Origin of the sequence: Geminocystis sp. GBBB08, assembly GCF_016743215.1 — a bacterium.
GTDB lineage: Bacteria > Cyanobacteriota > Cyanobacteriia > Cyanobacteriales > Cyanobacteriaceae > Geminocystis.
Genome location: NZ_VRZC01000012.1, coordinates 17105 through 42977, shown reverse-complemented (window position 1 = coordinate 42977; position 25873 = coordinate 17105). Strand labels below are relative to the sequence as shown.

Sequence of the window (25873 nt, the reverse complement as noted above, 5' to 3'; positions counted from 1 at the left end):
CCATTCCAGCTACCACAATTAGCACATCAGCTTCAGCAATTAAATGACGATGACTTAACAATCGATGAATTCCAGCCACTCCTACATCCCATAATCTTTCTACTTCAAAACCGCATAATTGAGCGGTAATCGCTGATTCTTCCGCTACGGGTAAGTCAGCCGTACCCGCAGTAACGATGGTAATTTTACCCTTATATTTAAGAGAATTTTGCCCAATAGCGGCAATTTTTGCCATAGGATAGTATCGCAAATCTGGAATGTTTTCTTGTAATACTTGTGCTATTTCAGGTTCTAATCTGGTAGCCATGACGATAGATGCTTTTTCTTGCATCACGGGGATAATTTGGATCATTTGTTCTGGGGTTTTTCCTTGACTCCAGATTACTTCAGGAAAACCAGTGCGTAGTTGTCGATGATGATCAATTTTGGCAAAATCTCCTATAGGCTCAAAATCAAGATATTTCAGTTTTTTGATACCCTCTTGGGGGGATATTTTCCCCTCTGCGATGGCTGATAATAGTATTTCTAGGGATTGGCGATCGCTCATTTATTAAATAGGGGTTGCCTCATAGTATTTTTATTTTGATGAGGGTAGCTATTAGCAGTAGGCTATCAGCTTCAATGACCAAAAATCAAATTTTTAGCTTAGTAGTGTTATTGAGTTAATAGTTTATTAACTACTATTTAATTTACCACAACCTATTTCAGATTGCTATAGTTAATTGTTAATTGTTAATTGTTAATTGTTAAGTTATTCTAGTTATTCTGTGCTGAAAAAAAACAAATATTTAGTACAATAGAACTAAAAATCATAAATAAGATATAGGAAAATTGTCGTGAAAATTGTTTGCTCTCAAGTTGATCTTAAGAATAATTTATCGTTAGTTAGTCGTTCTGTGCCAAGTCGTCCGACTCATCCGATTTTAAGTAATGTTTTGTTGGTAGCTGATAAGGCTAAAAATTGTGTCACTCTTACTGGTTTTGATTTAAGTTTAGGTATTCGTTCTAGTTTTTCTGCTGAGGTAGAAGAATCTGGGATGATTACTTTACCTTCAAAGTTTTTAAATGATATAATCTCTCGTTTACCTGATGGTGAGGTTAGTTTATCTTACGACGAAGAAGATCTTGAAGATAACCCTTTAGTTGCTATCGATTCTTTATCGGGTAAATTTCAACTGCGTGGTGTTAGTGGTGATGAGTTTCCAGAATTGCCTACTATTGAGAAAAAAGAATCTTTTTTATTGCCTATCAGTGCTTTAATTGAGGGTTTAAAGGGTACATTATTTTCTGCTAGTACCGATGAAACTAAACAGGTTTTGACAGGGGTACATCTTACTCGTCATTTGAATATTCTTGAATTTGCCGCTACGGACGGACATCGATTAGCAGTAGTAAAAACTACTGAGGAAAGTTCTGATGAAGATACAGAGACTGGGGTTAGTGATGAGCAGAATTTTAGTCTTACTATTCCCTCCCGTGCTTTGAGGGAACTAGAGAAGATGTTATCTTCAGGAAAAGAAAATGAAGCTGTGGCGTTGTATGTTGATAACGGTCAACTTGTGTTTGAATTGGGTAATCAACATTTGACGAGTCGAAAATTAGAAGGTGGTTATCCTAATTATAATCAGTTGATACCGACTAAGTTTGAACGAAAGATGATTGTCGATCGCAAACGGGTTATTGAGGGTTTAGAACGAGTTTCTGTTTTTGCGGATCAAAAGAATAATCTGGTTAAGTTTAAGTTAGATCCTGATAATAATCAAGTCATTTTATCGGTGGAGGCTAAAGAATTAGGTAATGCGAAAGAGTCTTTTTCTGTAGAGATTTATGGAGATGGTGCTTTTGAGATTGGTTTTAATATTAAATATTTGATGGAGGGGTTAAAGGCTTTGTCGGCTAATGAGATTACTTTTCATTTTAATGGTGCAACTCAACCAGTTATTCTTACTCCATTAAGCGGTTTACAAATGACCTATCTCATTATGCCTGTCCAAATTAGGGATTGATATAATATGTTGATAAATAATAAATAATAAGTAATAGGTAATAGGTAATTAGGTAATAGGTAATAGGTATAGCAATAAACGGGTTAGTTAAGACATTCTCAAAATCTATAGTTGTCATTCCGAGCATAGAAAGGAATCTCAAAACGTCCTAATCAACTATTTATCTGTTATGACAAAGGGCTTATAATTTTATAGACAAATATTCAATCAATGAAATTACTTTATTAGCTTAACCAATAAACTAAATAGAATTACTCCTAATCCTTCTTCTCAAATGTGCTACCTTTAATAATAATTTTATCTCTAACTAAGGTAACATCAACCTTACTGCTTAAATCTGCTAAAATAGTAAGATTGATTGTTGTTAATTGTTAACGATTGTTTAATAATTAGAAAGATACTTAATAATTACGTTAATTCGATATACATGGGATACGTTAAACATTCTAACTTCGTTAATCTACTTCAAGAACGCGCGCTTTCACAACCTGACAAGGTTATATTTACTTTCTTAGGCGACGGTGAAGCACAGACAGAAAGTTTAACCTATCAACAATTAGATAATCAAGCAAAAGCCATCGCCCATAATCTTTCTAAGGTTGCCACTAATTTATTAGGTAACAAAGGGGAAGGGGAAAGGGCATTATTATTGTATCAACCCGGTTTAGAATTTATTACGGCTTTTTTAGGGTGTTTATATGCTGGAATCATCGCAACCCCTGCCTATCCTCCCCGTCAAAATCGATCTTTTACTCGTTTAGAGACTATTATTAAGGATGCCGGTGCAGTTTTTGCCCTCACTACAGAATCTTTAAAGCAAAAAATTGAACAAAAATTAACTAAAAATAGCAATATTACTTGTATCCCGACAGATAATATTCCCCTAGAATTAGAACACCATTGGCAACAATCCCCTTATATTCAAGAAGATAATCTCGCTTTTTTACAATATACCAGTGGTTCGACCGGTACGCCTAAAGGAGTTATGGTAAGTCATGGTAACTTGATTCACAATTCTCATTTAATTAGCAGTTGTTTTGAAAATGATAATACAAGTATTGGTTGCTCATGGCTTCCCCCTTATCATGATATGGGCTTAATCGGGGGTATTTTACAGCCAATTTATTCTGCCATCACCACCATTATGATCCCCCCCGTGAGCTTCTTACAACGGCCTATTCGTTGGCTGAGAGCTATTTCTAAGTATAGAATAACTACTACGGGCGGTCCAAATTTTGCTTATGAAATGTGTGTCAATTCTGTTACCGAAAAACAAAAGGCGGATTTAGACTTAAGCAGTTGGAATTTGGCGTTTAGTGGTGCAGAGCCCGTAAGGGCGGAGACTATTGCCAAATTTAGCCAATATTTCGCCGATTGTGGCTTTAAACGGGAGGCTTTTTACCCTTGTTACGGCATGGCAGAGACTACCTTAATTGTTTCGGGGGCAGAAAAAAATCACCCTCCGGTTATCAAAACCTTGTCAGCAGAAGCATTAACTAAAAATACCATCACTGTTGTGGAGGAAAATTCCCCTGATAGTCAAGTATTGGTTAGTAGTGGTAAAATTGCTCAAGATTTGCAGTGTTTGATTGTCAATCCTGATAGTTTAGAAGAATGTTTAGAGAATGAAGTAGGAGAAATTTGGGTAAAGGGTGCGAGTGTCACTCAGGGTTATTGGCAGAGAGAAGAAGCTACTAAAAATACTTTTCAGGCTTATACCAAGGAAGGAAAAGGCACTTTTTTACGCACAGGAGATTTAGGTTTTTTGAGTGAGGGAGAGTTATTTGTGACAGGAAGACTCAAGGATTTAATTATCATTCGAGGTAGAAATCATTATCCTCAAGATATAGAAGAAAGTGTCGCTAGTTGCCATAGAGGTATTAACTCTGAAAGTGGTGCGGCTTTTGCCATTGATGTTAATGATGAAGAGCAATTAGTAGTAATTTTTGAAATTAAGCGCACTTTTTTGACCAAAATCAACCAAGATGCTAGTTTAAAGCAGGAGATTTTTGCAAAAATTCGTCAAATTATCGCCGAAAATCATGAGTTGCAAGTCTATAGTATTGTCTTGTTAAAAACTGGCAGTATTCCCAAAACTTCTAGTGGCAAAATTGCCCGTTATGCTTGTCGTCAGGGATTTTTAGATAACACTTTACAAGTTGTCGCCCACTGGGATATTAATCATCAGCTATCACCAGAGGAAACGAAAAGACTCGGTGATGAAGAAATGACAGAAATAGGAAATGGGGAGATAAGAAGAAAAGAAGATAACGAGATAAGGAGAGAAGGAAATGAGGAGAAAATTAACTACCAATTCTCAAGTTTCAACTCTCAACGGTTAACTATTCAAAATTGGTTAAAGGAAAATATCGCGCAACGCATTGGGGTTAAACCTCAACAAATTGACATCTATCAACCTTTTATTAATTATGGTTTGGATTCCGTGCAAGTTGTAAGATTAACAGCAGAATTGGAAGATTGGTTAGATTCTCGTTTATCTCCTACTCTTGCCTATGATTATCCTAATATTGCCCAATTATCAGAATATTTAGCGGAGGAAAAAACTACCGTTACCCCTATTAATAATAGTCAGAGTCAATTTTCCTTAAATGAAACCAAAATTGCTATTATTGGCATGGCTTGTCGTTTTCCCAAAGCCAATAATTGTGAGGAATATTGGCAACTATTATCTCAAGGGAAGGATGCTATTAGCCAAAGTAATCGTCAAAACTTGCCCTATCTTGGTGGTTATATTAATAATTATGACCAATTCGATCCTCTTTTTTTTGAAATATCCCCTAGAGAAGCTGTAAATATTGATCCGCAACAAAGAATATTACTACAAGTAACCCATGAAGCCTTAGAAAATGCTAACATCACTGTGGAAAGTTTATCTGGTAGTGATACTGGAGTTTTTATCGGTATCAGTAGTTCGGATTATGCTCAGTTACAAGTGAAAAATGGTTGGGATGTAAACGTTTATACCGGCACTGGTAATGCGGCTTCTATTTCCGCTAATAGAATATCTTATAACTATAATTTACTTGGTCCTTCTTTAAGTTTCGATACGGCTTGTTCATCTTCTCTGGTTGCGGTACATTTAGCAGTTAATAGTTTGAAAAATTGTGAGTGTAGTCAAGCCATTGTCGGTGGTGTCAATCTTATTCTCTCTCCTGAATTAACCGAAACTTTTCAAAAGGCGGGGATGATGGCAGAAAATGGCAAGTGTAAAACTTTCTCTGCTGATGCTGATGGTTATGTTAGAGGAGAAGGTTGTGGTGTTATTATTTTGAAACCTCTTGCTCAGGCGATCGCCAATGATGATAATATATTAGCAGTGATTTATGGTTCGGCGATTAATCAAGACGGGCGAAGTAATGGATTAACTGCACCGTCGGGAAAAGCACAACAAAAAGTGATACAATCGGCATGGCAAAATTCAGGGATTAATGCTGATAAAATTAATTATATCGAAGCTCATGGCACTGGTACAGCATTAGGCGATCCGATTGAACTTAATTCCCTCAGTGAGTTATTATACTCTAGTGGTGGGCAGGAATTTTTTACTTATGTAGGTTCTGCAAAAACAAACATCGGACATTTAGAAGCGGCCGCCGGAATAGCAGGATTAATAAAGACAGTTTTGGCATTAAAACATAATATTATCCCTCCTACGATTAATTTTACTAAACTTAATCCTTATATTAATTTAGACAAAAGTCGAGTTAAAATCGCCACAAAATCTATTTCTTGGGAATCTTCCACTCAACCTCGTTATGCAGGAATAAGCTCATTTGGTTTTGGAGGGACAAATGCTCATGTTATTATTGGTGATAAATTACCTCCCTTAATCCCCCTTGATAATCAAGACAAAAGACAAACTTCCTTTAATCCCTCCTTACAATGGGTGAATACAAAAGGAGAAGAAAAAAAAGAAGTTGTTAACAAAAATGAAGGTGAAACTAATTCTCTTCTATCGTCAACAGACAGGAAAAAAGAAAAAGGAGATGGTAATAAACAAAAATCAGGAGACGAAAGTCAGTCATTTTCTTTTGCTAATTCCTCATTATCAACTCTCAACTCTCAATTTTCAACTATTAATCCGAGTTATCATATTCTGACATTATCGGCACAAAGTGAGACAGCTTTAGATGATTTAATTATTCGTTATCAATCTTATTTACAAGAAAAATCTGAGGTTAATTTTGCTGATATTTGTTTTACTGCTAATGTTGGGAGATCGAGTTTTCAATATAAGTTAGCATTAGTAGGTAAGAATCGAGAAGAAATTTTTTCGCAGTTAAAACACCGTCAAAATAGGATAGTTAACTATAATCAACAAATTGCTTTTTTATTTACCGGGCAAGGATCACAGTATAGTAAAATGGGCTATGAGTTATATCAAACTTCCCCGACTTTTAAAAATACCATCGATTATTGTGAGCAAATTTTAAATAACTATCTAGACAAACCAATAACAGAAATTTTATTTGATGGCGAAAATGAAAACTTATTAAATCAGACAATTTATACTCAACCAGCTTTATTTGTCATTGAATATGCCTTAGCAAAATTGTGGTTAACATGGGGCATAAAACCGGCTATAGTTATGGGGCATAGTGTAGGAGAATATGTGGCGGCAACGATAGCTGAAATTTTTAGTTTAGAAGACGCTTTAAAGTTAATTGCTTATCGAGGAAAATTAATTCAAAAGTTACCCCTTGATGGTGGAATGTTATGTTTATTGACTAATGAAGAAAAAGTTAATCAATTAATTGACAAGTTTAATGATCAAGTTGAAATTTCTGTTATCAATGGTGATAATAATATAGTCATCTCTGGTTATCAGCAAATCTTAGATGTTATTGAAAATGAAGCAAGAAAAAATAATATCAAGACGAAAAAATTAACCGTATCCCACGGGTTTCATTCTTTTTTGATGGAGTCAATCTTAGCTGAATTTAGAGAAATCGCCCTTACTGTTGACTATAAGTTACCAAAGTTGCCTATTATTTCTAATGTCACGGGGAATGTTAATCAACAAGAAATTGCTACGGCACAATATTGGGTTGAGCATATCATAAAACCTGTGAGATTTAATCAAAGTTTGGCATATCTACAACAGGAAAATTATCAAGTCTTATTAGAAATTGGGGCGAAGCCTATCCTCTTAGGTATGGCAAAACATTCTTTAAATAATGACGACAATATTTATTTACCTAGTTTGAGGAATAAGGCATCAGACTGGCAAAATTTACTGACAAGTTTAGCCGAGTTATACACTTTAAACATTAAAATTAATTGGGTAAGTTTTTATCAAGATTATCCTCAATTAAAAAAAGTACAACTACCAAATTATCCTTGGCAAAATCAGCGTTATTGGTTAGGAGATAATGAAGATAACAAGGAAGACAATCAAAAATTATCTTTCGATGGGTTGTATAAACTTCATTGGTTAAAAGCAGAAAAGTTAGACGTTAATAATCACACTAAATATAGTTACTTAATTTTCGCTAACAAATCATCTCAAGAAGAAACGTTAGCTAGTCAATTAATCTTTCAAGGAAATCAAGTTTATTTAGTCTATCGGGAAAAAGAATATAAACAAGAAGGTAACAATTATTGGTTAAATCCGAGTAATCCTCAAGATTATCAAAATTTATGGCAAAATATTGAGCAACCTATCGACAAAATAATTTATTTTTGGGGTTTATCTACATTAACGCCAACAGCAACTTTAGATTTAGAGGAAACTAATTTTTTAGGCTGTCTTCCCGTCATCTATTTACTACAAAGTTTGGTAATGACTGCATATAAAAGTAAAATTTGGTTAGTGACTCAAAACTCTCAATTAGTTACTACCGATGAAGAAATAAATCCTCAAGGTGGTAGTTTATGGGGAATAGGAAAAGTTATCAACCTTGAGCATCCCGAATATTGGGGGGGTATAATTGACATTGATAATCAGGAAAATTCTTTTCAGTTATCGTTATTATTAACAAAAATTAATGACGATAATGATAACCTTGAAAATATGAGTGCCATTCGAGAAGAAAATATTTACTATCCTCGTTTGCAAAAACAATTTTCTCCTGTTGATAATCAACAACTGGGGTTGCTTAATCAAGATATGATTATTTCTCGCAAAGACGCAAAGACGCAAAGATATTCATATAACATCATACCTAAGATCAGAAATCCTCAAGAATCTTATACTCTAAGAGAAAAATCCCCTCAAGTTTCTATTAATAATGAATCAAGTTATTTAATTACTGGTGGATTAGGTGCCCTAGGTATTCAATGCGCCCGTTGGTTAATTAGTCAAGGGGCAAAAAATTTAATCTTAATATCTCGTCGTCAACCATCCATAACCATTCAACGGCAATTAGATTCTTGGCAGAAACAAGGAATAAAAATTTTGGTGGCTAATGTTGATGTCTCAAACTTAGAAAATTTAAGAGGAATTTTTCAACAAATTTCTTCCTCATTTTTCCCGCCTCTCAAAGGTATCATTCACAGCGCCGGAGTTTTAGCTGATGGAATCTTAACTACTCTTACTGCCGAAAAGTTATCTTCAGTTATGGCAGGAAAAATTCAAGGCGCATGGAATTTACATCTCCTTTCTCTTGATTTATCCTTAGACTTTTTTGTGATGTTTTCTTCTGTCGCTTCTTTGTTAGGTTCAGCAGGACAAAGTAATTATGGTGCGGCAAATGGTTATTTAGATAGTTTTGCTAGTTATCGTCATCGTTTAAATCTTCCTGCTTTAACAATAAATTGGGGTGCCTTTGATGTTGGTATGACAGAATTAAAACAACATTCTCTTTCTGCTGACGGCATTGACTTAATTAATGTCCATGAAGGGATAAACTTATTAGGAGACTTGATTAACTCTTCTTCATGGCAATGGGGAGTAATGAAGATTAATTGGCAAAAATTAGCCCAAAAATTCCCTAATTTATTGACTTATCCTTACTTAAAAGAAATTGTCGCTGATTTTGATGACAAAACTTTCACTAATCAAGGCGTTAACAATCTCTTTACAGAATTAACTCAAGCTGATAATAACGAAAGAGAGATTTTATTAGTTGATTATCTCACAAAAGCGATTGCCAATATTTTACATCTCAACCCGAAGGAAATTAATCCTGATGAAAGTCTTTTAGATTTAGGTATGGATTCTTTGATGATAATGGAAACAATTAACTACCTAAAAACTGACTTACAATTGATATTATACCCTCGTGAATTTTATCAGCGCCCTCGAATTTCAGTATTAGCTAGTTATTTAAGTGAGGAATTTTCTTCAACTCACCTTTTAGAAATAGGAAGACTCGAAGGCAAAGAGACTCAAAAACAAGAAGACTCAAAGACAAAAAGACTTGAAGATAGAAAGACAGGGAAACTCGAAGCGGAAAATAAGTCATTTTCTGTTGCTAATCCTTCACTATCTACTATTAACTATCCACTATCGACTATTAATCCAAAGCCTATTGCTTTTATTTTATCAAGTCCGCGCTCTGGATCAACTCTCTTAAGAGTCATGTTAGCAGGGCATGGGAATTTAGTCTCTCCTCCAGAATTGCATTTATTACCTTTTGTGAATATGCAGGAAAGACAAAAACAATTAGAGACTTCTCATCTCGGAGAGGGATTAATTCGTACTATTATGGATTTAAAAGGAATTTGTGCCCAAGAAAGTGAAGATTTAGTTAATCAATGGGTGAAGGAAAATTTATCTATCTCTGAGTTATATAAAATTTTGCAACAATTAAGCGGTAATCGTCTTTTGGTAGATAAGTCTCCTACCTATGGCATGGCAAAAGAAATTCTTTACCATAGTGAAAAAATGTTTTCCCAAGCAAAATATATACATTTAATTCGTCATCCTTATTCAGTGGTAGAATCTTTTTCCCGTTTACGCATGGATAAATTACTAGGGTTAAGTGACGGCAACCCCTACGAAATTGGTGAGTCTATTTGGCATCAAACCAATCAAAACATTCTCGATTTTACTCGTGGATTAAACCCATCTAAAATCTATCAAGTTTTTTATGAAGACTTAGTGACACAACCGGAAAAAATTATGCAGGAAATGTGTGACTTTTTAGAAGTGCCTTTTTCTGAATCAGTCTTAAATCCTTACGAGGGTGACAGAATGACAGATGGTGTGCGTAGTAAATCTATGTCAGTAGGTGATCCTAATTTTAACACCCGCAGTCACATTGATCCTAAATTAGCTAATCATTGGCGTAAAATTCAGTTGCCTATTTTTCTTCATCCTATCACTGTCAATCTGGCAAAATCTTTTAACTATCAACTACCTCACGAAGCAACAACGGTAAAAATGACAGAAGAATTTATCAATGTCGGAGGGTTAAATCTCTGTGTTTGTCTATGGGGAAATCCCGCAAATCCCCCCATCGTCCTAATACATGGTATCTTAGAACAAGGTTATGCTTGGGAAAAAGTTGCTCAATCTCTTGCTAAACAAAATTATTATATCATCGCTCCTGATTTACGAGGTCATGGAAAATCTGATCATCTTAGTCAAGGTTGCTCTTATAATTTACTAGATTTTGTTGCCGATTTAGACTCTTTAACCACTAAATTAACTGACAAACCTTTTACATTAGTAGGACATTCTTTCGGCTCAATTATTACCGCCGTTTTCACTAATATGCGATCGCCGAAAGTTAGTAATTTAGTATTAGTAGAGCCAGTTTTACCTGTAGAAAACAATAACTATCAAGATTTAAGCAATATCACCAGTCAATTAGACTATCTATTATCACCTCCTTCTTTGCCGATTTTCCCCGATGTGGAAACCGTTGCTAAACGTCTGCAAACCGCCAACCCTGATTTAACCTTCGACTTCGCTTTCAATTTAGCCAAACGTACTACTCGTGCTGTAATCAATGGAGTTACTTTCTCCTATGCACCCCTTTTAACTACTCGCGCTGGTATCGTTAATAGCATTCATCGAGCACAATATTTACAGTTACTATCACAAATCAATATACCTTTAACCATTATATATGGCGATCGCAGTAATTTTAATCGTCAGGAAGATTTAGAGGCACAAAAATTAGCAATGCCTCAAGCTGATATATTTACTATTGAAGGAGGACATAATTTACCCTTAGAAAAACCAATTAATTTAGCGGAAATAATTAGGAATTTAGAATGAGGAATTTAGAATGAGGAATGAGAAATTACCAGCAGGATGCCTATTTTACAACTATAGCAATCCTAAATCATTTGTGAAGAATTAAAGATTAAAAAATAAATCTGTAAATCTTACTATACCTTAAAGCTGACCACTGAAAGCTGATAGCTAACACCTCTTTAAATCTGACAACTCCCATAGGATTATTACATAATTAAAAAAATGTGGTTTAGTAATTTGAAAACTGCTGTAAATTAATGTTTAAATCAGCAAATTTATTCTCTAAATTCTCATTGCGACGCACCCTAATTAAATAGTATCCTTTATTTGTTAACGGGGTACTTTTTTCTTCAAGTTTAGTCATTTGAAACCAACTAACTGGTAAGCTACACCTATCATAAATAGTTACATAAATATCATAATTTTTTAAGGTAAATTCATCTACATTTATCTTTAATAATTCCCCTTTCTCTAAACAATCATAGTAAAATTTAGTATCGGTAGCACCAACAGGTAAAAACTCATTTTTGATAAAAGATTCTGGTAGGTATTTTCTATACTTAAAAATCGTATAAATATAATAGTGAAGGAATAAAAAATAAAAGTTTTTACGGTTGATTAAATAATTATAAAAATTATTACTATTACTAGGTATTTCTAAGGTTGAAGTAAAATTTTCTCCGTCAACTTTGATAGCTGGTAAGACTAATTTTTGATCATAATTATAATACCTCAAACCGATGGAATATTTTCCTTTTTTTAACTTTATTGAATGCCAATCATCTTGGGAATTAACTTGATTAGACTCAATGGTAGTTATCGTTTCATACTTAGGAAAATTATAAAAAATTGCGATCCAAGATTGACAAGAATTATTAGCAGATTTTAAGTCAATTGTCAAGGAATTATTCACAGAAAAAGGCCCTAATGTACCAATAATAGCATGGGTATTCCAACGAGGAGCTTTTGTCATTAATACTCCTAAATTGAGGTTAGAAGATACTAATTCATTATCAATAACTCGCCACTGTTTTGATTTTTTTTGGTTTAAACTAAGGTAGATAGTATATAAATTACCGATCAAAAATTTATTAATCTTAGCAAAGATAAACGATAATAAAGCGATAGGAATTTCTATCATAAGAATAGTTAATAGTTAATAGTAGTAAAACAGGCATCCTGCTGGTAATTTCTCATTCCTGATTCCTGATTCCTGATTCCTGATTCTAAATTCCTAAAATGCCTGTATGTTTTTATATTCTACTTGTTTTGCATTTGCCGCCTCCCCACAAGTGCGAGGGGTAGGGAAAATTTTATCAGGATTTGCCAAGCCTTTAGGGTTAAAACTGCTTCTCACATATTGCATGGTTTCTAAATCAGTTTCCGTAAACATATCACTCATATAACATTTTTTATCACTACCAATACCATGCTCTCCTGAAATACTACCTCCTACTCTCACACATAACTTAAGAATTTCTCCCCCTAATTCTTCTACTTTTGCAAAAGAGCCCTCAACGGCATTATCATATAAAATCAGAGGATGTAAGTTACCATCTCCCGCATGAAAAACGTTAGCAATACGATAGCCAAATTGTTCACCTAAAGCATTTATTTCCCCTAACACTTGAGATAATTTTGATCGAGGTACGACTCCATCTTGTACAAAATAATCGGGACTAATTTTACCCATAGCCGCAAAAGCTGCCTTTCTTCCTTTCCACAATTTTAAACGAGTAGGCACATCAGAAGCTGAAGTAACATTTCTTGCACCACAAGCCCGACAAATAGCATCTACTTTTTTCTTGTTAGTATCAACCTCTACCTGTAAACCGTCTAATTCTACCAATAAAATGGCTTGGGCATCCCTTGGATAACAATTAGTAGCGACAACATCTTCTACCGCATTGATACTAAAATTGTCCATTATCTCCATACCTGCCGGAATAATCCCAGCACTAATAATCTCGGCTACAGCACTTCCTGCTTCTTCAATACTCTTAAAATCTGCTAAAACAACACAGATAGCATCAGGAGTTTTGAGAATTTTTAAGGTAATCTCCGTTGCAATACCTAGAGTGCCTTCTGAGCCTACAAATAAGCCTGTTAAGTCAAATCCGGGCATTTCTGGCACTTTACCCCCTATTTTCAATATATCACCTTCGGCAGTGACTATAGTTAAGCCTAAAACGTGATTAGTAGTTGTACCATATTTTAAACAGTGTACACCTCCAGAATTTTCGGCTACATTACCACCAATAGAACATATTATTTGACTAGAAGGATCAGGTGCATAATAAAATCCTGCACCATTAACTGCCTGTGTTACCCAATTATTAATAATACCGGGTTGCACCACAATTCTTTGATTATTATAGTCAACATCCAAAATTTGACGCATTCTAGCGGTAACGATTAACAAGCAATCTTCTACGGGTAACGCCCCACCTGATAAACCTGTACCAGCACCTCTAGCAACCCATTTTATTTCGTATTTATTACATATTTTGACAATTTCGGCTACTTCTTCGGTAGTTTTCGGTAATGTTACTAATGCTGGGCGTTGACGATATTGGGTTAAACCATCACATTCGTAGGTTAAAAGTTCGTCTTTACGTTTGATTATGCCATTTTTACCTAATATTACTTCTAATTCTTTGATAATAGGTTGCCATTTATTAGGGATACTGGTTGAAAACATGGTAAATAATTAATAATTAATAATTAACAATAAACAATAAACTATCGTAATCCTCAATCACTATTATTTATAAATTTCGGTGAGTAAAATGTTTAGGATTATTCCCCGTATAGGTTGACGCAATTTGTCCATTTCCCATTAATTTATACTTGTAGGTAACAAGTCCTTCTAACCCCACAGGGCCTCTGGGAGGCATTTTTTGAGTACTTATACCTACTTCAGCCCCAAAACCATAACGAAAACCATCGGCGAAACGGGTAGAACAATTATGATATACTCCTGCTGAATCTACTTTATTCATGAAAATTTCTGCATTGCTTTGATTATTAGTGACGATAGCATCGGTATGTTTTGAGCCATAATAGTTAATATGTTCGATCGCCTCTCTTAAATCGTGAACAATTTTAATTGCTAAAATCAAATCACTGTATTCTGTGTGCCAATCTTCTTCCGTTGCCGTTTTACAGTTGATAATTTTTTGGGTGTCTTCATCTCCTCTTAACTCAACACCTTTTTTTGTCAAGGCTTGAGCTATCGTTGGTAAAAATTTATTGGCGATCGCCTTGTGAACTAATAAAGTTTCTATAGCATTACAGGCGGCAGGATATTGAGTTTTTGCGTCAACAGTAATATCAACTGCTTGGGATAAATCAGCGTCAGAGTCAATAAATAAGTGACAGATACCATCTGCATGACCTAAAACAGGTATTTTGGTGTTATCTTGTACATAACGGACAAATTCATTAGAGCCTCGGGGTATAATCAAATCTACATACTCATCCAATGCCAACAATCCCTTAATTTCTTCTCTGGTAGTTAACAGTTGTATCGCATTAGGGTTAACTGCTGTTTTTTTGAGGGTTTCTTGAATAATTTTAACTAAAGTTGTACAAGTTTGTAAGGCTTCTTTTCCCCCTTTTAAAATAACGCCGTTACCTGATTTAATGGCTAAACTGGTAATCTGAATTAAAGCATCGGGGCGTGCTTCAAAAATTACCCCTAAAACACCTAAAGGGCAACTAATTCGATGTAAGATTAAACCCTCATCTAACTCTCTTTTTAAGGATACCATACCAATAGGATCAGCTAATTTTGCCACATCTGTGACACCTGCGATCGCACTTTTTAACTTAGATTCGCCTAATTTTAAACGGGCATAGAGGGCATTAGAAATTATCCCTTCAGAGGCATTAAGATCGGCTTGATTAGCTGTAATAATCTCATTTTGATGTTTTTCAAGGGCAGAGGCGATGGCTTCTAAGGCTTCATTTCTCGCCGTCTCAGATAATATTGATAATTCCCGGGCCGCAATTTGAGTTTGTTGAGCAATAATATGTAAATCAGACATATATATAATTAACAATAAATAATAAGTTAACAAGATATTATAAATCTTTAACTATTATTTTATTTCTAATGATGAATTTTTCATCAACACTTAGATCCGTTAGTTATGATGGCTTATAATTTTGATGACAATAAGGATTTATTAACTCAAATCTTAACTTTAAATTTGGCGATCGCTGATTATAAAAATTAACAACAGTATTAGATTCTATTTAACTTTTAGAACTAACGGTTAAGAACATTATTCAACAAGATAACTAAACCAACTATTTAGACTGTCTAATTGTTGACTAGCTTTCATCGCTCCTAAACCTCTCACAATTACCTTATTTTTAGCGTAAAGAAAGCGATTGCGTAAATGAGGTGGCAATTTTTCATTGAATAATAACCAAGCAGGTTCTTGCATTGGTGTTTCAAGAATTAGATTTTGTTTACCTTCAAGTTTGATGCGTGAAAAACCGATAGATTTTGCTTTTAATTTTAATTCGGCTACCTTTAATAATTGTTTCGCTGGTTCAGGAATTTCGCCATATCTATCTTTCCAGTCATCTTCAATTTCCTTAATTTCTCGATGACTAGAGACAGTTGCGATCGCACGGTAAGCATCCATTTTTTGCTCTAAATCAGGAATATAACGATTAGGGATTAAAGCAGTGAGGGTTAAATCGATTTGACACTCTTCCACCGTAGGAATTTCCTGCCCTTGAATTTCGTTAATGGCTTCTTTTAACAACTCAGAATACATCTCAAAACCGATAGCCTCCATTTGCCCCGATTGCTCTGCACCAAGCAGACTACCCACTCCACGAATTTCCATATCGCGCATAGCTAAATGATAACCTGAACCCAGTTGAGAAAACTCCTGTAACGCTCGTAATCTTTTTCGAGCCACATCGGATAAAATTTCGTTTTCGGGATACAATAACCAAGCATGAGCTTGAATACCAGAACGTCCTACTCTCCCCCTAAGCTGATATAATTGGGCTAATCCAAATTTTTGGGCATCTTCCACAATGATGGTGTTAACCCTAGGAATATCTAAGCCCGACTCAATGATAGTCGTACATATTAATAAATCTGCATCACCATTATTGAAACCTAACATTGTCGCCTCTAATTCACCTTGTGGCATTTGTCCATGAGCAATGGCTATGCTTAAACTAGGAATCATAGACTGAAGTCTATTAATAATTTGTTCCATACCTTCGATACGAGGTAAAACGTAAAAAATTTGTCCTCCTCTGTCTAATTCATTCCGAATAGCTGTACGAATCACTGCCTGATTAAAAGGCATAATATGAGTTTTGATAGGGCGACGACTCGGAGGAGGAGTGTTAATTAAACTCATTTCTCGCACACCAGAAATGGACATATAAAGAGTACGAGGAATAGGAGTTGCACTGAGAGTTAAAACATCAATAGTGCTTTTCATTGCCTTAATTTTCTCTTTTTGATTAACTCCAAATCTTTGCTCTTCATCTACCACTAGTAACCCTAAATCTTTATACTTAATTTTGCCATTTAAAACTCCTTGAGTACCGACAACAATATCTAATTCTCCCGTAGCTAATTTTTGGATAATTTCTTTTTTTTCAGACTCTGTGCGGAAGCGATTTAATAAACCGATATTAATAGGATAAGGTGCAAATCTTTCTAATAGAGTATGATAATGTTGTTGAGATAAAATTGTTGTTGGGGCGATAAAAACTACTTGTTTATTACCTGCTGTTACCATCTTAAAAATTGCTCTAATTGCTACCTCCGTTTTACCAAAACCTACGTCACCACAAACTAATCTATCCATAGGTCGATCGCTTTCTAAATCTTTTTTTACATCCTGAATTGCCTTTAATTGATCAGAAGTTGGTTGATAGGGAAAAGAGTCTTCTAACTCTAATTGCCAAGGGGTATCTTCAGGACAAGAATAGCCTTTTAACTCCGCTCTGTTTGCATATAATTTAACTAAGTCGATCGCTAATTTTTTGAGAGATTTTCTCACTTTATTTTTGACATTTTCCCACTCTCTGCCAGACATTTTATTTAATGGAGGTGGAGCTTCTCCTGTATGTCTATAGCGTGATACTAATTCTAAACTATCCGCTGGAACTCTTAATAAGCCATCACTATATTTAATAACTAAATACTCTCGACTTTCATAAATTTCTAACTCTAAAAACTTTCCTATTCCGTGATATTTATGAACAATAAAATCATTAGCTCTTAACTTGTTTAAATCTACTTGTTTTGATGCCGCTTGACGACGTTTTCTGATATAAGTAGGACTAGCTAAATTATGTTGTCCAAAAAACTCTTTATCTGTAACAACAGCAATGCGAAAAGTAGGTAAAATAAACCCTTCTAATTCTGCTTGTCCTGAGTATTTTAAAGCAGTAGAAATATTTTGACGATGGAGTTTTTCAATCATACCAAAATCAAGAGGATTTGCCATAAATTGGGCCGGGCAATCATGTTCTTGTAATAGGGCAACTGATCGAGAAGGTTGAGCCGAAATTAACCATTTATTATACTTACTTAAATTAATAGTATTATAAATCTCTTTTTTACCCCTTAATATTTCTGCCAATTTCGCAAATTGATGAGGAGATACTGGTAAAAGGCGAGAGGATAAATTAATAGTAGGAGTTGGGTTTTCGTGAATTTCTAAAGCTATTTCTGACAAATGAATTTGTGGATATTTAATTAACTCTAAAGATGCCTGAAAATCTCGATGAATTTTTGTTTTTGCTAAATCTATTGACAGGCAAGACATTCCTTTCACTGTGTTTTTTTCTTCTAAATTATTCCCCGCTTCGGAAAGGAGGTTAGGAGGAATTTTTTGAGCTAATTCATTCATTAATTGCCATTTTTCGGCGGCTTGTTCTACCCAAATATGGCTATGGGCTTGACACTGTTCTAACTCGTCAATAGCCACTATCGTATTATTAGGAAAATAGTCTAAAATTGAGGCAACTTGACCTTTTTTACCATTAAAAGCCAACCCCAAAAACCGAGTCATACCTTCGGGATAAATACTATTTTCTAAATTTTCTTGCTCTAAAGTGCTAATATATGGTTTAATAATTTCTAAGCTAGGCAAATTATGACTAATTATACTAATCCATGTGCTAGGAGTCAAAGTTAACTCTTCAATTTTATCTAAACTTCGTTGGGATACAGGATCAAATTCTCTGATAGACTCTAATTCATCTCCGAAAAATTCTAATCTGACGGGTAATTCGGCTGAAACGGGGAAAATATCGATTAAATCTCCCCTTCTACTCCATTGTCCTTCAATTTCTACTAAATTAACCCTTTCATAGCCCATTTTTGCTAAGGTTAAATCTATCCCTTTACTCTCAAAAGTCATCCCCTTGTCCAAGTTTAAGCAATAGTCTGCAAACACTGATAAAGGTGGTAAATGAGGTTGTAAGGCTTTTTCTGTGGTGACGACGGCAAGGGGTGAACTTGTAACATCTCGATTAATTAGACTTGAAAGGGTCTGCATCTGCCCCCAAACCATCTCAGATTCGCTATTAAAAGGCTCATAAGGTGTTGCTTCAGAGGTTGGATAAAACAAAACTCGTTTCCAACCCATAACTTCAATATTCGCCATCCAACGAGCTGCTTCTTCTAGGGTAGCACAAACTACAAGTAAGTTTTTCTTTTCTTCTTGGGCAATGGCTGAAGTAACTAAGCCCTTGGGTAATCGAGCAACGCCTTGTAAATTCAGCTTTTGACTGGTGTTAAGTCTCTGGATTAATTCTGTAGTTAAAGGAGATTTGGCGATTAATCGAATAACAGAATTGAACATAAAGAAGCTTAAGTTTAGAAATGCTATTATGAATTCTGATTATATCTCACTTTCATTGTGGATTCATGGGGAGTTTGATCATGCTTGGGGATTGCTTCATACCTCGCAATGGCAGGATGAGGAGAGTTAAATTTTATCTCGGAAAATCCAAAATACTGAAGTAATAAAACCCGTTAAAAGTACGATTGCAATCTGTTTCCAATTTCTTAACTCTCCTATTTTTTCCGATAAGTCAGCAGTTTTATCTATGGAAGGTTTCCAGTCATTTAACCGAGTTTGTACTTCTGTTTGATTAATTCTTAGCTCAGTTATCTTTTCATCTATTTGATTAAAACGAGTTTCCACTTGGTTAAAGCGATTCTTTACTTGGTTAAAACGATTCTCTACTTGATCAAAACGTTCATTTATCCGATAATCCATCAGTGAGATTAGAAGATATTAGGGTATTGATGTTAAGATTGCTTCGTGCCTCGCAATGACTGGATAATAGGGAGTTCGATCGCGTAGCACCACTTTTAGTGATCGATTGTGGGAGGGTTCGATCGCAGTATGAAGATATTTAGTCTTAGTTTTGGGGATTAACAGCTTTTTTTACCATCTCTAGGGGTTATAATCCATAAAGCGATGTCTTTTTTTTGTTTTTTAAAAGATTGTTTTTTACACTAATTAATTTGCCAATACAATCCATAATCTGCTCGGCTTGAACATGATTACGGTAAACTTCTATTAAACAAGTTGTTTGTGCAATTTTCCCTAATAATCCTAATGTGTCGGGTGTTGTCGGTATTCATTTATTAGGAATAAAAAGAATGTTGAGTTTCTGAATTAATTCTGTAGTTTTTTTTTTAAAAGCGATCGCCGTTTGAATTGGTTTAAACAAAGTGCAACTTCAAAATTTCACCTCAAATATAAGTTAGATTCAAAAATGATCCCTGACTCTGATACACTTTTCCTTAACGACTTTTTATTAATTTAGATACCAATAAAATTAATTACATATCTTTGGAGGATATAAATGTTAGAGACAACACTCGGTTTAGAGATTATTGAAGTGGTAGAACAAGCGGCGATCGCTTCGGCAAAATGGATGGGAAAAGGCGAAAAAAATATTGCCGATGAAGTAGCTGTAGAAGCTATGCGGGAAAGAATGAATAAAATTAATATGCGTGGTAGAATCGTCATCGGTGAGGGAGAAAGAGATGATGCTCCCATGCTTTATATTGGAGAAGAAGTAGGTATCTGTACCAAACCTGATGCTGCTAATTTTTGTAATATTAATGAATTAATAGAAATTGATATTGCGGTAGATCCTTGCGAAGGTACTAACCTTGTAGCATATGGTCAAAATGGTTCAATGGCAGTATTAGCTATTTCTGAAAAAGGCGGATTATTTGCTGCACCTGACTTCTACATGAAAAAATTGGCTGCACCTCCTGCCGCTAAAGGTCATGTTGATATTAACAAATCAGCTACAGAAAACCTCAAAATTATTGCTGAGTGTATGAATCGTAGTATTGAAGAATTAGTAGTTGTCGTTATGGATCGTTCACGTCATAATGACTTAGTCAAAGAAATCCGTCAAGCAGGTGCAAGAGTCCGTTTAATCAGTGATGGAGACGTTTCTGCTGCTATTTCTTGTGCCTTCTCTGGTAGTAATATTCATGCTTTGATGGGTATTGGTGCTGCCCCTGAAGGAGTTATTTCCGCTGCGGCAATGCGCTGTTTAGGTGGACATTTCCAAGGACAATTAATCTATGATCCTGAAATAGTACAAACTGGTTTAATCGGCGAAAGCAAAGAAAGTAATCTTGAGCGTTTACGCAGTATGGGTATTAATAATCCCGACAAAGTTTATGAGACTGAAGAACTAGCTTCTGGTGAAACAGTGTTATTTGCGGCTTGTGGTATTACCCCCGGTACTTTAATGGAAGGTGTACGCTTCTTTCATGGTGGTGCGAGAACACAAAGTTTAGTTATTTCTACTCAGTCTAGCACTGCTCGTTTTGTGGATACTATTCATATGTTCGATAAACCCAAAACTATTCAATTAAAATAGTTAATTCCCCAAAATTAAGAAGTTAACTTAAATCTCTCTAAAAAAAAGCAGAGGTTTGCGATTAGATAAGTTGAAAAACAAATCTACTAATAAACCTCTCCAAAATTAATACAAGTCTTGTCCTATAATTAATTCCTAATTTATTATTCCTAATTAATATCTAGCTTAATTGTGCTAAAGTTTCTTTTAATGCAGCTAAAGCACTGAAAACATCTCTTTCCGATACAAAACCTAAATGACCCATACGGAAAATTTTACCACTGAGATGATCTTGTCCTCCGGCTAAGGCAATATCAAATCTTTTACGCATGGTTGAGCGAATTGCTTCCGCATCATGTTTGTCTGGTATTACTGCTGTGATAGCTAACGCCGCTGCTTCATCACTGGCAAATAAAGGTAAACCTAACGCTTTAACACCTTCACGGGTAATTTTAGTTAAGAGTTTATGGCGATCGAATATATTTTGTAAGCCTTCTTCTTGCATCATTTGTAAGGATGCTTGTAACGCAAACATCAAATTAATGGGGGGAGTAAAAGGGGAGCTATTTTTAGCGTTGGCTTTCTTATAAGGTGCTAAATCTAAGTAAAATTTAGGTAAAGTTGCTGTTTTGTAGGCTTCCCATGCTTTCTCACTCACCGCCACAAAACCTAATCCGGGAGGAATCATGTAGCCTTTTTGTGAACCAGAAGCAACCACATCTAAACCCCATTCATCCATCGGCACATTTACTGCTCCTAAACTGGTGACAGCATCAACAATAATAAGGGCTTCACCATGAGCTTTAACGTGTTTATTGATGGTTTCTAAATCATTTAAAACCCCTGTGGAAGTCTCAGAATGAGTGATAATTACGGCTTTGATTTTTTTCTGTGTATCCGCTTCTAATTTAGCCCTAAAATCTTCAGGATTGAGTTGTTTACCCCATTGGGCAGTAACTTCTTCTACCTCTAAACCAAAAGCACGACTCAAAATCGCCCATCTTTCACCAAATTTACCATTATTTCCCACTAAAACTTGATCACCAGCACTTAAGAAATTGATTATACCCGCTTCCATCGCTCCAGTACCTGATGCACATAAAGTCAAAACTTCATTTTTTGTTTGATGTAACCATTTTAAATTCTCGTTTAATTCGCCGATAATTTTACTAAAATCACCGCTACGATGCCCCATAGGGTGTTTTGCCATAGCTAATAACACTCTCTCTGGTACAGGTGTAGGACCAGGAATCATCAACATTAATTTATCTTGCATCTTTTTTATTTTTAATTACAGTAAATAATTATCAGTGAATAGTGAACAAATAACAATCTGGTTTTAGGTTGCAGGTTTTAGGTTGCAGGTTTTAGGTTGCAGATTTAATTCCTAATTCCTAATTCCTAATTCCTAATTCTTCATTCCTCATTAACTTGCGATATATTCTTCAACAACTTCTTTCCGTTTACGAAGTTTAGTTAAGGCTTCCCTCTCAATTTGTCTAACTCTTTCACGGGAAATTTTCAGAATTTCACCAATTTTTGACAAAGTTAAAGGTTTACCATCATCCAAACCATAACGTAATCTAATAACATCTTGTTGTTGTTGAGTTAATTCCGACATCATACGATTTAAGTCAAACTGAAGACATGAGTAATCAGTGAAGTCATCTGGTGACTGTCCTTTATCTTCTAATAACTCTCCTAATTCCGTGTCATTGTTATCCCCTACTTTCAAGTCTAAGGATAAGGGTTGACGAGCTCTACCTAAATATTCTCTGACTTGCTCTGTAGTTAATTCTAAGGCTTCTGATAACTCTGCAATGGTAGCAGGGCGCCCTTTTTCTTCTGATAATTTACGTTGAGTTTGACGAATTTTATTTAATTTTTCTGTAATGTGTAAAGGTAAACGGATAGCACGGCTTTTTTCAGCGATCGCTCTTGTAATCGCTTGACGTATCCACCAATAAGCATAGGTAGAGAAACGATAACCCTTAGTCGGATCAAATTTTTCGACACCTCTTTGCATTCCAATTGTACCTTCTTGGATTAAATCTAATAAGTCTAAATTGCGTTTGAGATATTTTTTAGCAATGGATACCACAAGACGCAAATTAGCTTCCACCATTTTACGCTTGGCTTTTTCTCCTTGACTAATTTTTAGATCTAAATTTTTTTCAGAAATTTTGGCATCTTTTGCCCATTCAGTTTTTGAAGGCTCACGTTCTAGTTTTTTTTTCAAAGTTTCCCGTTTTTTTTCGAGGATAACTAACTCTTGAATTTGTTTAGATAAAATAATTTCTTCCTCTTGACTTAACAAAGGAATGCGTCCGATTTCTTTCAAATAAACACGGATTGTATCAATATTTTTGGGTAAGGGTTGCATAAGACAATATATATTTCTAGCTGATTAATTAATAATATTAGGGACTTAAAATTATACAGAATAACGTGTAAAGGTCAGCAAATTTTGGGACTTTTATGAGTAAAATAGTCTATTTGCGAATAGTCAACCTTGTCTAACTCGGATTAGTTACGGCATAATAGTAAAGTTAACCTTCCATAATCATAGAGCATAGATTTAAGTTTTGTAAAACTTTTTTTTGACTCCTTGCCTGATTCTTGATTTAATTAGAGTTTGGGTAAAAATAATAAATGTGTTCTATTATACAGAAAATCAGCAATCTTAAATTAAACTCCCCAAAACTGTTTCATTCTCAAAGGTTAAATCATATTTTTATTGCTCATTACTATTAACTCACCTCAAACCGAAGTTCAAGGCTTACAACGAACGTTAAGTAAGTAAGCTAAATTAATTGTGGATTTTCCTTTTCTCAAATCCATAGTCACAAGGGGTAACAAAGGGTAACAAGGGGATAGGAGCCCCTTGCCTTGCCTATATACAATTAATTTTGCATGAGTACTCATTTAAAGATAACTTTGAGTTTTCCCCAAATTAAAGCACATTTATTCTTAATTGTTTATTAGGCATCTCCGATAATTCTCATTCAGAAGGGCTAAAGCCCTGTACGGGCATAATACCCAACTGCCCCTAGTCGCCTATATAAATATTTTACGGAGATGTCTGTTAATTTCGTGAAGCTAAATTTCATCCCATCCAGAAACTCCCGACGACATCATATAACTGGTGACACTGGCTTCAAAAAAATTGGCTTTAGTATTACCTTCTTTCTTGGTATCAGAAAATTTTTCGAGATGAGTGTAAGGACTTTTGCTATACTGGGCACCTGTATAAAGAGGATCTAAACCGATCGCCCGTAAACGAGTATTAGCAAGGTATTTAGTATAACGCTCAGTGCTAGATTCAGTGATACCTAAGATGTTATTGCCGACAATATGATTTGTCCATTTACATTCATGCTCTACAGCAGTATTAAACATTTCATAAATATATTCTAAAGAATAATCAAAAGTTTGCATCGCTTCAGGAATTAATTTTTGATATAATCTCACATGACTTAATTCATCACGATTAATCATTTTAAATATATCAGCAGAACCCGGCATTAACATTCTAGCAGCTAAATTATAAAAATAAATAAAGCCATTATAAAAGTATAAACCTTCTAATAAATAATCACTTAAAAGGGCAATAAAATAATTTTCTTTGGTGGGATTATCAATATATTTTTGATAGAAACCAGCAATAAATTCACATCTAGCAGATAAAACTTTATCAGTCCGCCAAAAATCATAAACTTTGTCTCTTTTATCACTAGGAATAATCGTCTCAATCATATATTGATAAGCGTGATTGTGCATCCCCTCCTGAGATATTTGTTCCGCCATACAAAGACTAATTTCAGGGGCAGTAATGGCACTTTTTAAGTGAGGAATATTGCAAGTTTGAACGGAGTCTAAAAAGGTTAAATAAGATAAAATTCCTTCAAAGGCACGACGCTCATCATTGGTTAAATTCCAATAATCAGTTACATCTTGTGTTATATCTAGTTTTTGAGGTCATTTCTGTTCAGTTAAGATCGCTACTCCTAACTCGCTTTGTTCAAGCTGCCATAAGTCACCTTATGGATCGGACTATATCATCATCCTTTACTGGTATAAAGGAGTCCCCCGCTTCGACAGTCCATCGCTTACTGCCTACTCTACTGATATTTAATCAGCCTGATTCTAAATTAATATCAATTTTATAATCAAAACATCCAACTTTTTCAACATATGGCTTGATAAGTTGGATAAATTTTCGACTTTCTGAAGTACCACAACGAATACTAAATTTACCTTTATTCCTTTTAACAGTGAAATTTATATTTAGCTTGGTTTTGAACCAATCAATTATTTCATTAGCTTTTTCTTCTGAATTAAAGTAAGTAGATAAAACCAACTCATAGGCATGGATTTTTCCATTTCTTTTTTTTTTAATCAAAGAACCATCATCCATATACCAAATTGCCAATCCAATTACTCCAATTCTATTCAGAATTTTTGGAGTTATTTTTTCCTGCTTATACAAATATGGTTTTATTTGCTTAAGAAAAGTTAATCTTTTTGTATTAAATCTATAAGCAACATAGCCATTATTTATAAAGCGAGAAATTTTCCCACTAATATTTTTGATTAGTTCATGTTTCCAATCCAAATATTGCTTTTGTTTTTCACAATGAACTATAAAAAGACAACCATTGTTAATATTACCGTCACCAATAGCCATTGCTAGAATAAGATTTCTAGTTTCTTTTGTGAGTTTCATTTTTTTTAACTACACGTTGGTAGCTTTAAATTAGAATCAGTTTTAGTCTCTACACCTTCTGTCATTTGTAACAGCTTG

At 34.7% G+C, this 25873-nt stretch carries 12 protein-coding genes and 1 pseudogene; 3 read left to right on the top strand and 10 right to left on the bottom strand.

Annotated features, from left to right (window positions below):
• The coding region (locus tag FWJ34_RS03235) for a 1-(5-phosphoribosyl)-5-amino-4-imidazole-carboxylate carboxylase (RefSeq protein WP_308253892.1) at positions 1 to 547 on the bottom strand (547 nt) is incomplete at its 3' end.
• Between the two features lie 289 nt (positions 548 to 836).
• Here FWJ34_RS03235 and dnaN point away from each other — a divergent pair.
• Both dnaN and FWJ34_RS03225 read left to right on the top strand, forming a co-directional pair.
• Complete coding sequence (dnaN, locus tag FWJ34_RS03230; RefSeq protein WP_308253891.1) at positions 837 to 2006, top strand: DNA polymerase III subunit beta; 1170 nt, start codon at positions 837 to 839, stop codon at positions 2004 to 2006.
• 427 nt (positions 2007 to 2433) lie between these two features.
• The gene (locus FWJ34_RS03225; protein ID WP_308253890.1) at positions 2434 to 11196 is read left to right on the top strand and encodes a hybrid fatty acyl-AMP ligase/type I polyketide synthase; all 8763 of its coding nucleotides are present in this window, start codon (positions 2434 to 2436) and stop codon (positions 11194 to 11196) included.
• A 208-nt stretch (positions 11197 to 11404) separates the two neighbouring features.
• On the opposite strand, the gene FWJ34_RS03220 is transcribed toward FWJ34_RS03225, so the two are convergent.
• From FWJ34_RS03220 to FWJ34_RS03200, 5 genes are all read right to left on the bottom strand, one after another.
• Positions 11405 to 12316, bottom strand: a complete 912-nt coding sequence (locus FWJ34_RS03220) for a DUF6208 family protein (protein WP_308253889.1) — start codon at positions 12314 to 12316, stop codon at positions 11405 to 11407.
• Between the two features lie 93 nt (positions 12317 to 12409).
• Positions 12410 to 13876, bottom strand: coding sequence for a glycolate oxidase subunit GlcD (gene glcD, locus FWJ34_RS03215; protein ID WP_308253888.1), 1467 nt, complete (start codon positions 13874 to 13876; stop codon positions 12410 to 12412).
• Positions 13877 to 13943: 67 nt separating this feature from the next.
• Complete coding sequence (proA, locus tag FWJ34_RS03210; RefSeq protein ID WP_308253887.1) at positions 13944 to 15224, bottom strand: glutamate-5-semialdehyde dehydrogenase; 1281 nt, start codon at positions 15222 to 15224, stop codon at positions 13944 to 13946.
• A 240-nt stretch (positions 15225 to 15464) separates the two neighbouring features.
• Positions 15465 to 19034, bottom strand: coding sequence for a transcription-repair coupling factor (gene mfd / locus FWJ34_RS03205; protein WP_308253886.1), 3570 nt, complete (start codon positions 19032 to 19034; stop codon positions 15465 to 15467).
• Between the two features lie 126 nt (positions 19035 to 19160).
• The gene (locus FWJ34_RS03200) at positions 19161 to 19454 is read right to left on the bottom strand and encodes a hypothetical protein (RefSeq protein ID WP_308253885.1); all 294 of its coding nucleotides are present in this window, start codon (positions 19452 to 19454) and stop codon (positions 19161 to 19163) included.
• 595 nt (positions 19455 to 20049) lie between these two features.
• Between FWJ34_RS03200 and glpX the strand changes: the two genes are divergently transcribed.
• Positions 20050 to 21090 (top strand): class II fructose-bisphosphatase, encoded by a 1041-nt coding sequence (glpX, locus tag FWJ34_RS03195; protein ID WP_308253884.1) that lies wholly within the window; start codon positions 20050 to 20052, stop codon positions 21088 to 21090.
• A gap of 160 nt (positions 21091 to 21250) precedes the next feature.
• Here the strand turns inward: glpX and FWJ34_RS03190 are convergent, their stop codons facing one another.
• The 4 genes and pseudogenes from FWJ34_RS03190 to FWJ34_RS03175 form a co-directional block, all read right to left on the bottom strand.
• Positions 21251 to 22345: an alanine--glyoxylate aminotransferase family protein gene (locus FWJ34_RS03190; RefSeq protein WP_308253883.1), complete on the bottom strand. Its 1095-nt coding sequence runs from the start codon at positions 22343 to 22345 to the stop codon at positions 21251 to 21253.
• A 150-nt stretch (positions 22346 to 22495) separates the two neighbouring features.
• Entirely contained in the window at positions 22496 to 23452 is a 957-nt protein-coding gene (locus FWJ34_RS03185) for an RNA polymerase sigma factor, RpoD/SigA family (protein ID WP_308253882.1), read from the bottom strand.
• A 716-nt stretch (positions 23453 to 24168) separates the two neighbouring features.
• A pseudogene (locus FWJ34_RS03180) lies at positions 24169 to 25047 on the bottom strand (ribonucleotide-diphosphate reductase subunit beta); the annotation flags it as partial.
• Between the two features lie 157 nt (positions 25048 to 25204).
• The gene (locus tag FWJ34_RS03175; RefSeq protein ID WP_308253881.1) at positions 25205 to 25795 is read right to left on the bottom strand and encodes a hypothetical protein; all 591 of its coding nucleotides are present in this window, start codon (positions 25793 to 25795) and stop codon (positions 25205 to 25207) included.
• Positions 25796 to 25873: the final 78 nt, after the last annotated feature.

Bases quoted from the DNA above. Each gene is read 5' to 3' on its own strand.
- FWJ34_RS03225 (WP_308253890.1), top strand. From the start codon at position 2,434: ATGGGATACGTTAAACATTCTAACTTCGTTAATCTACTTCAAGAACGC.
- FWJ34_RS03220 (WP_308253889.1), bottom strand. From the start codon at position 12,316: ATGATAGAAATTCCTATCGCTTTATTATCGTTTATCTTTGCTAAGATT.
- glcD (WP_308253888.1), bottom strand. From the start codon at position 13,876: ATGTTTTCAACCAGTATCCCTAATAAATGGCAACCTATTATCAAAGAA.
- proA (WP_308253887.1), bottom strand. From the start codon at position 15,224: ATGTCTGATTTACATATTATTGCTCAACAAACTCAAATTGCGGCCCGG.
- mfd (WP_308253886.1), bottom strand. From the start codon at position 19,034: ATGTTCAATTCTGTTATTCGATTAATCGCCAAATCTCCTTTAACTACA.
- FWJ34_RS03200 (WP_308253885.1), bottom strand. From the start codon at position 19,454: ATGGATTATCGGATAAATGAACGTTTTGATCAAGTAGAGAATCGTTTT.
- glpX (WP_308253884.1), top strand. From the start codon at position 20,050: ATGTTAGAGACAACACTCGGTTTAGAGATTATTGAAGTGGTAGAACAA.
- FWJ34_RS03190 (WP_308253883.1), bottom strand. From the start codon at position 22,345: ATGCAAGATAAATTAATGTTGATGATTCCTGGTCCTACACCTGTACCA.
- FWJ34_RS03185 (WP_308253882.1), bottom strand. From the start codon at position 23,452: ATGCAACCCTTACCCAAAAATATTGATACAATCCGTGTTTATTTGAAA.
- FWJ34_RS03175 (WP_308253881.1), bottom strand. From the start codon at position 25,795: ATGAAACTCACAAAAGAAACTAGAAATCTTATTCTAGCAATGGCTATT.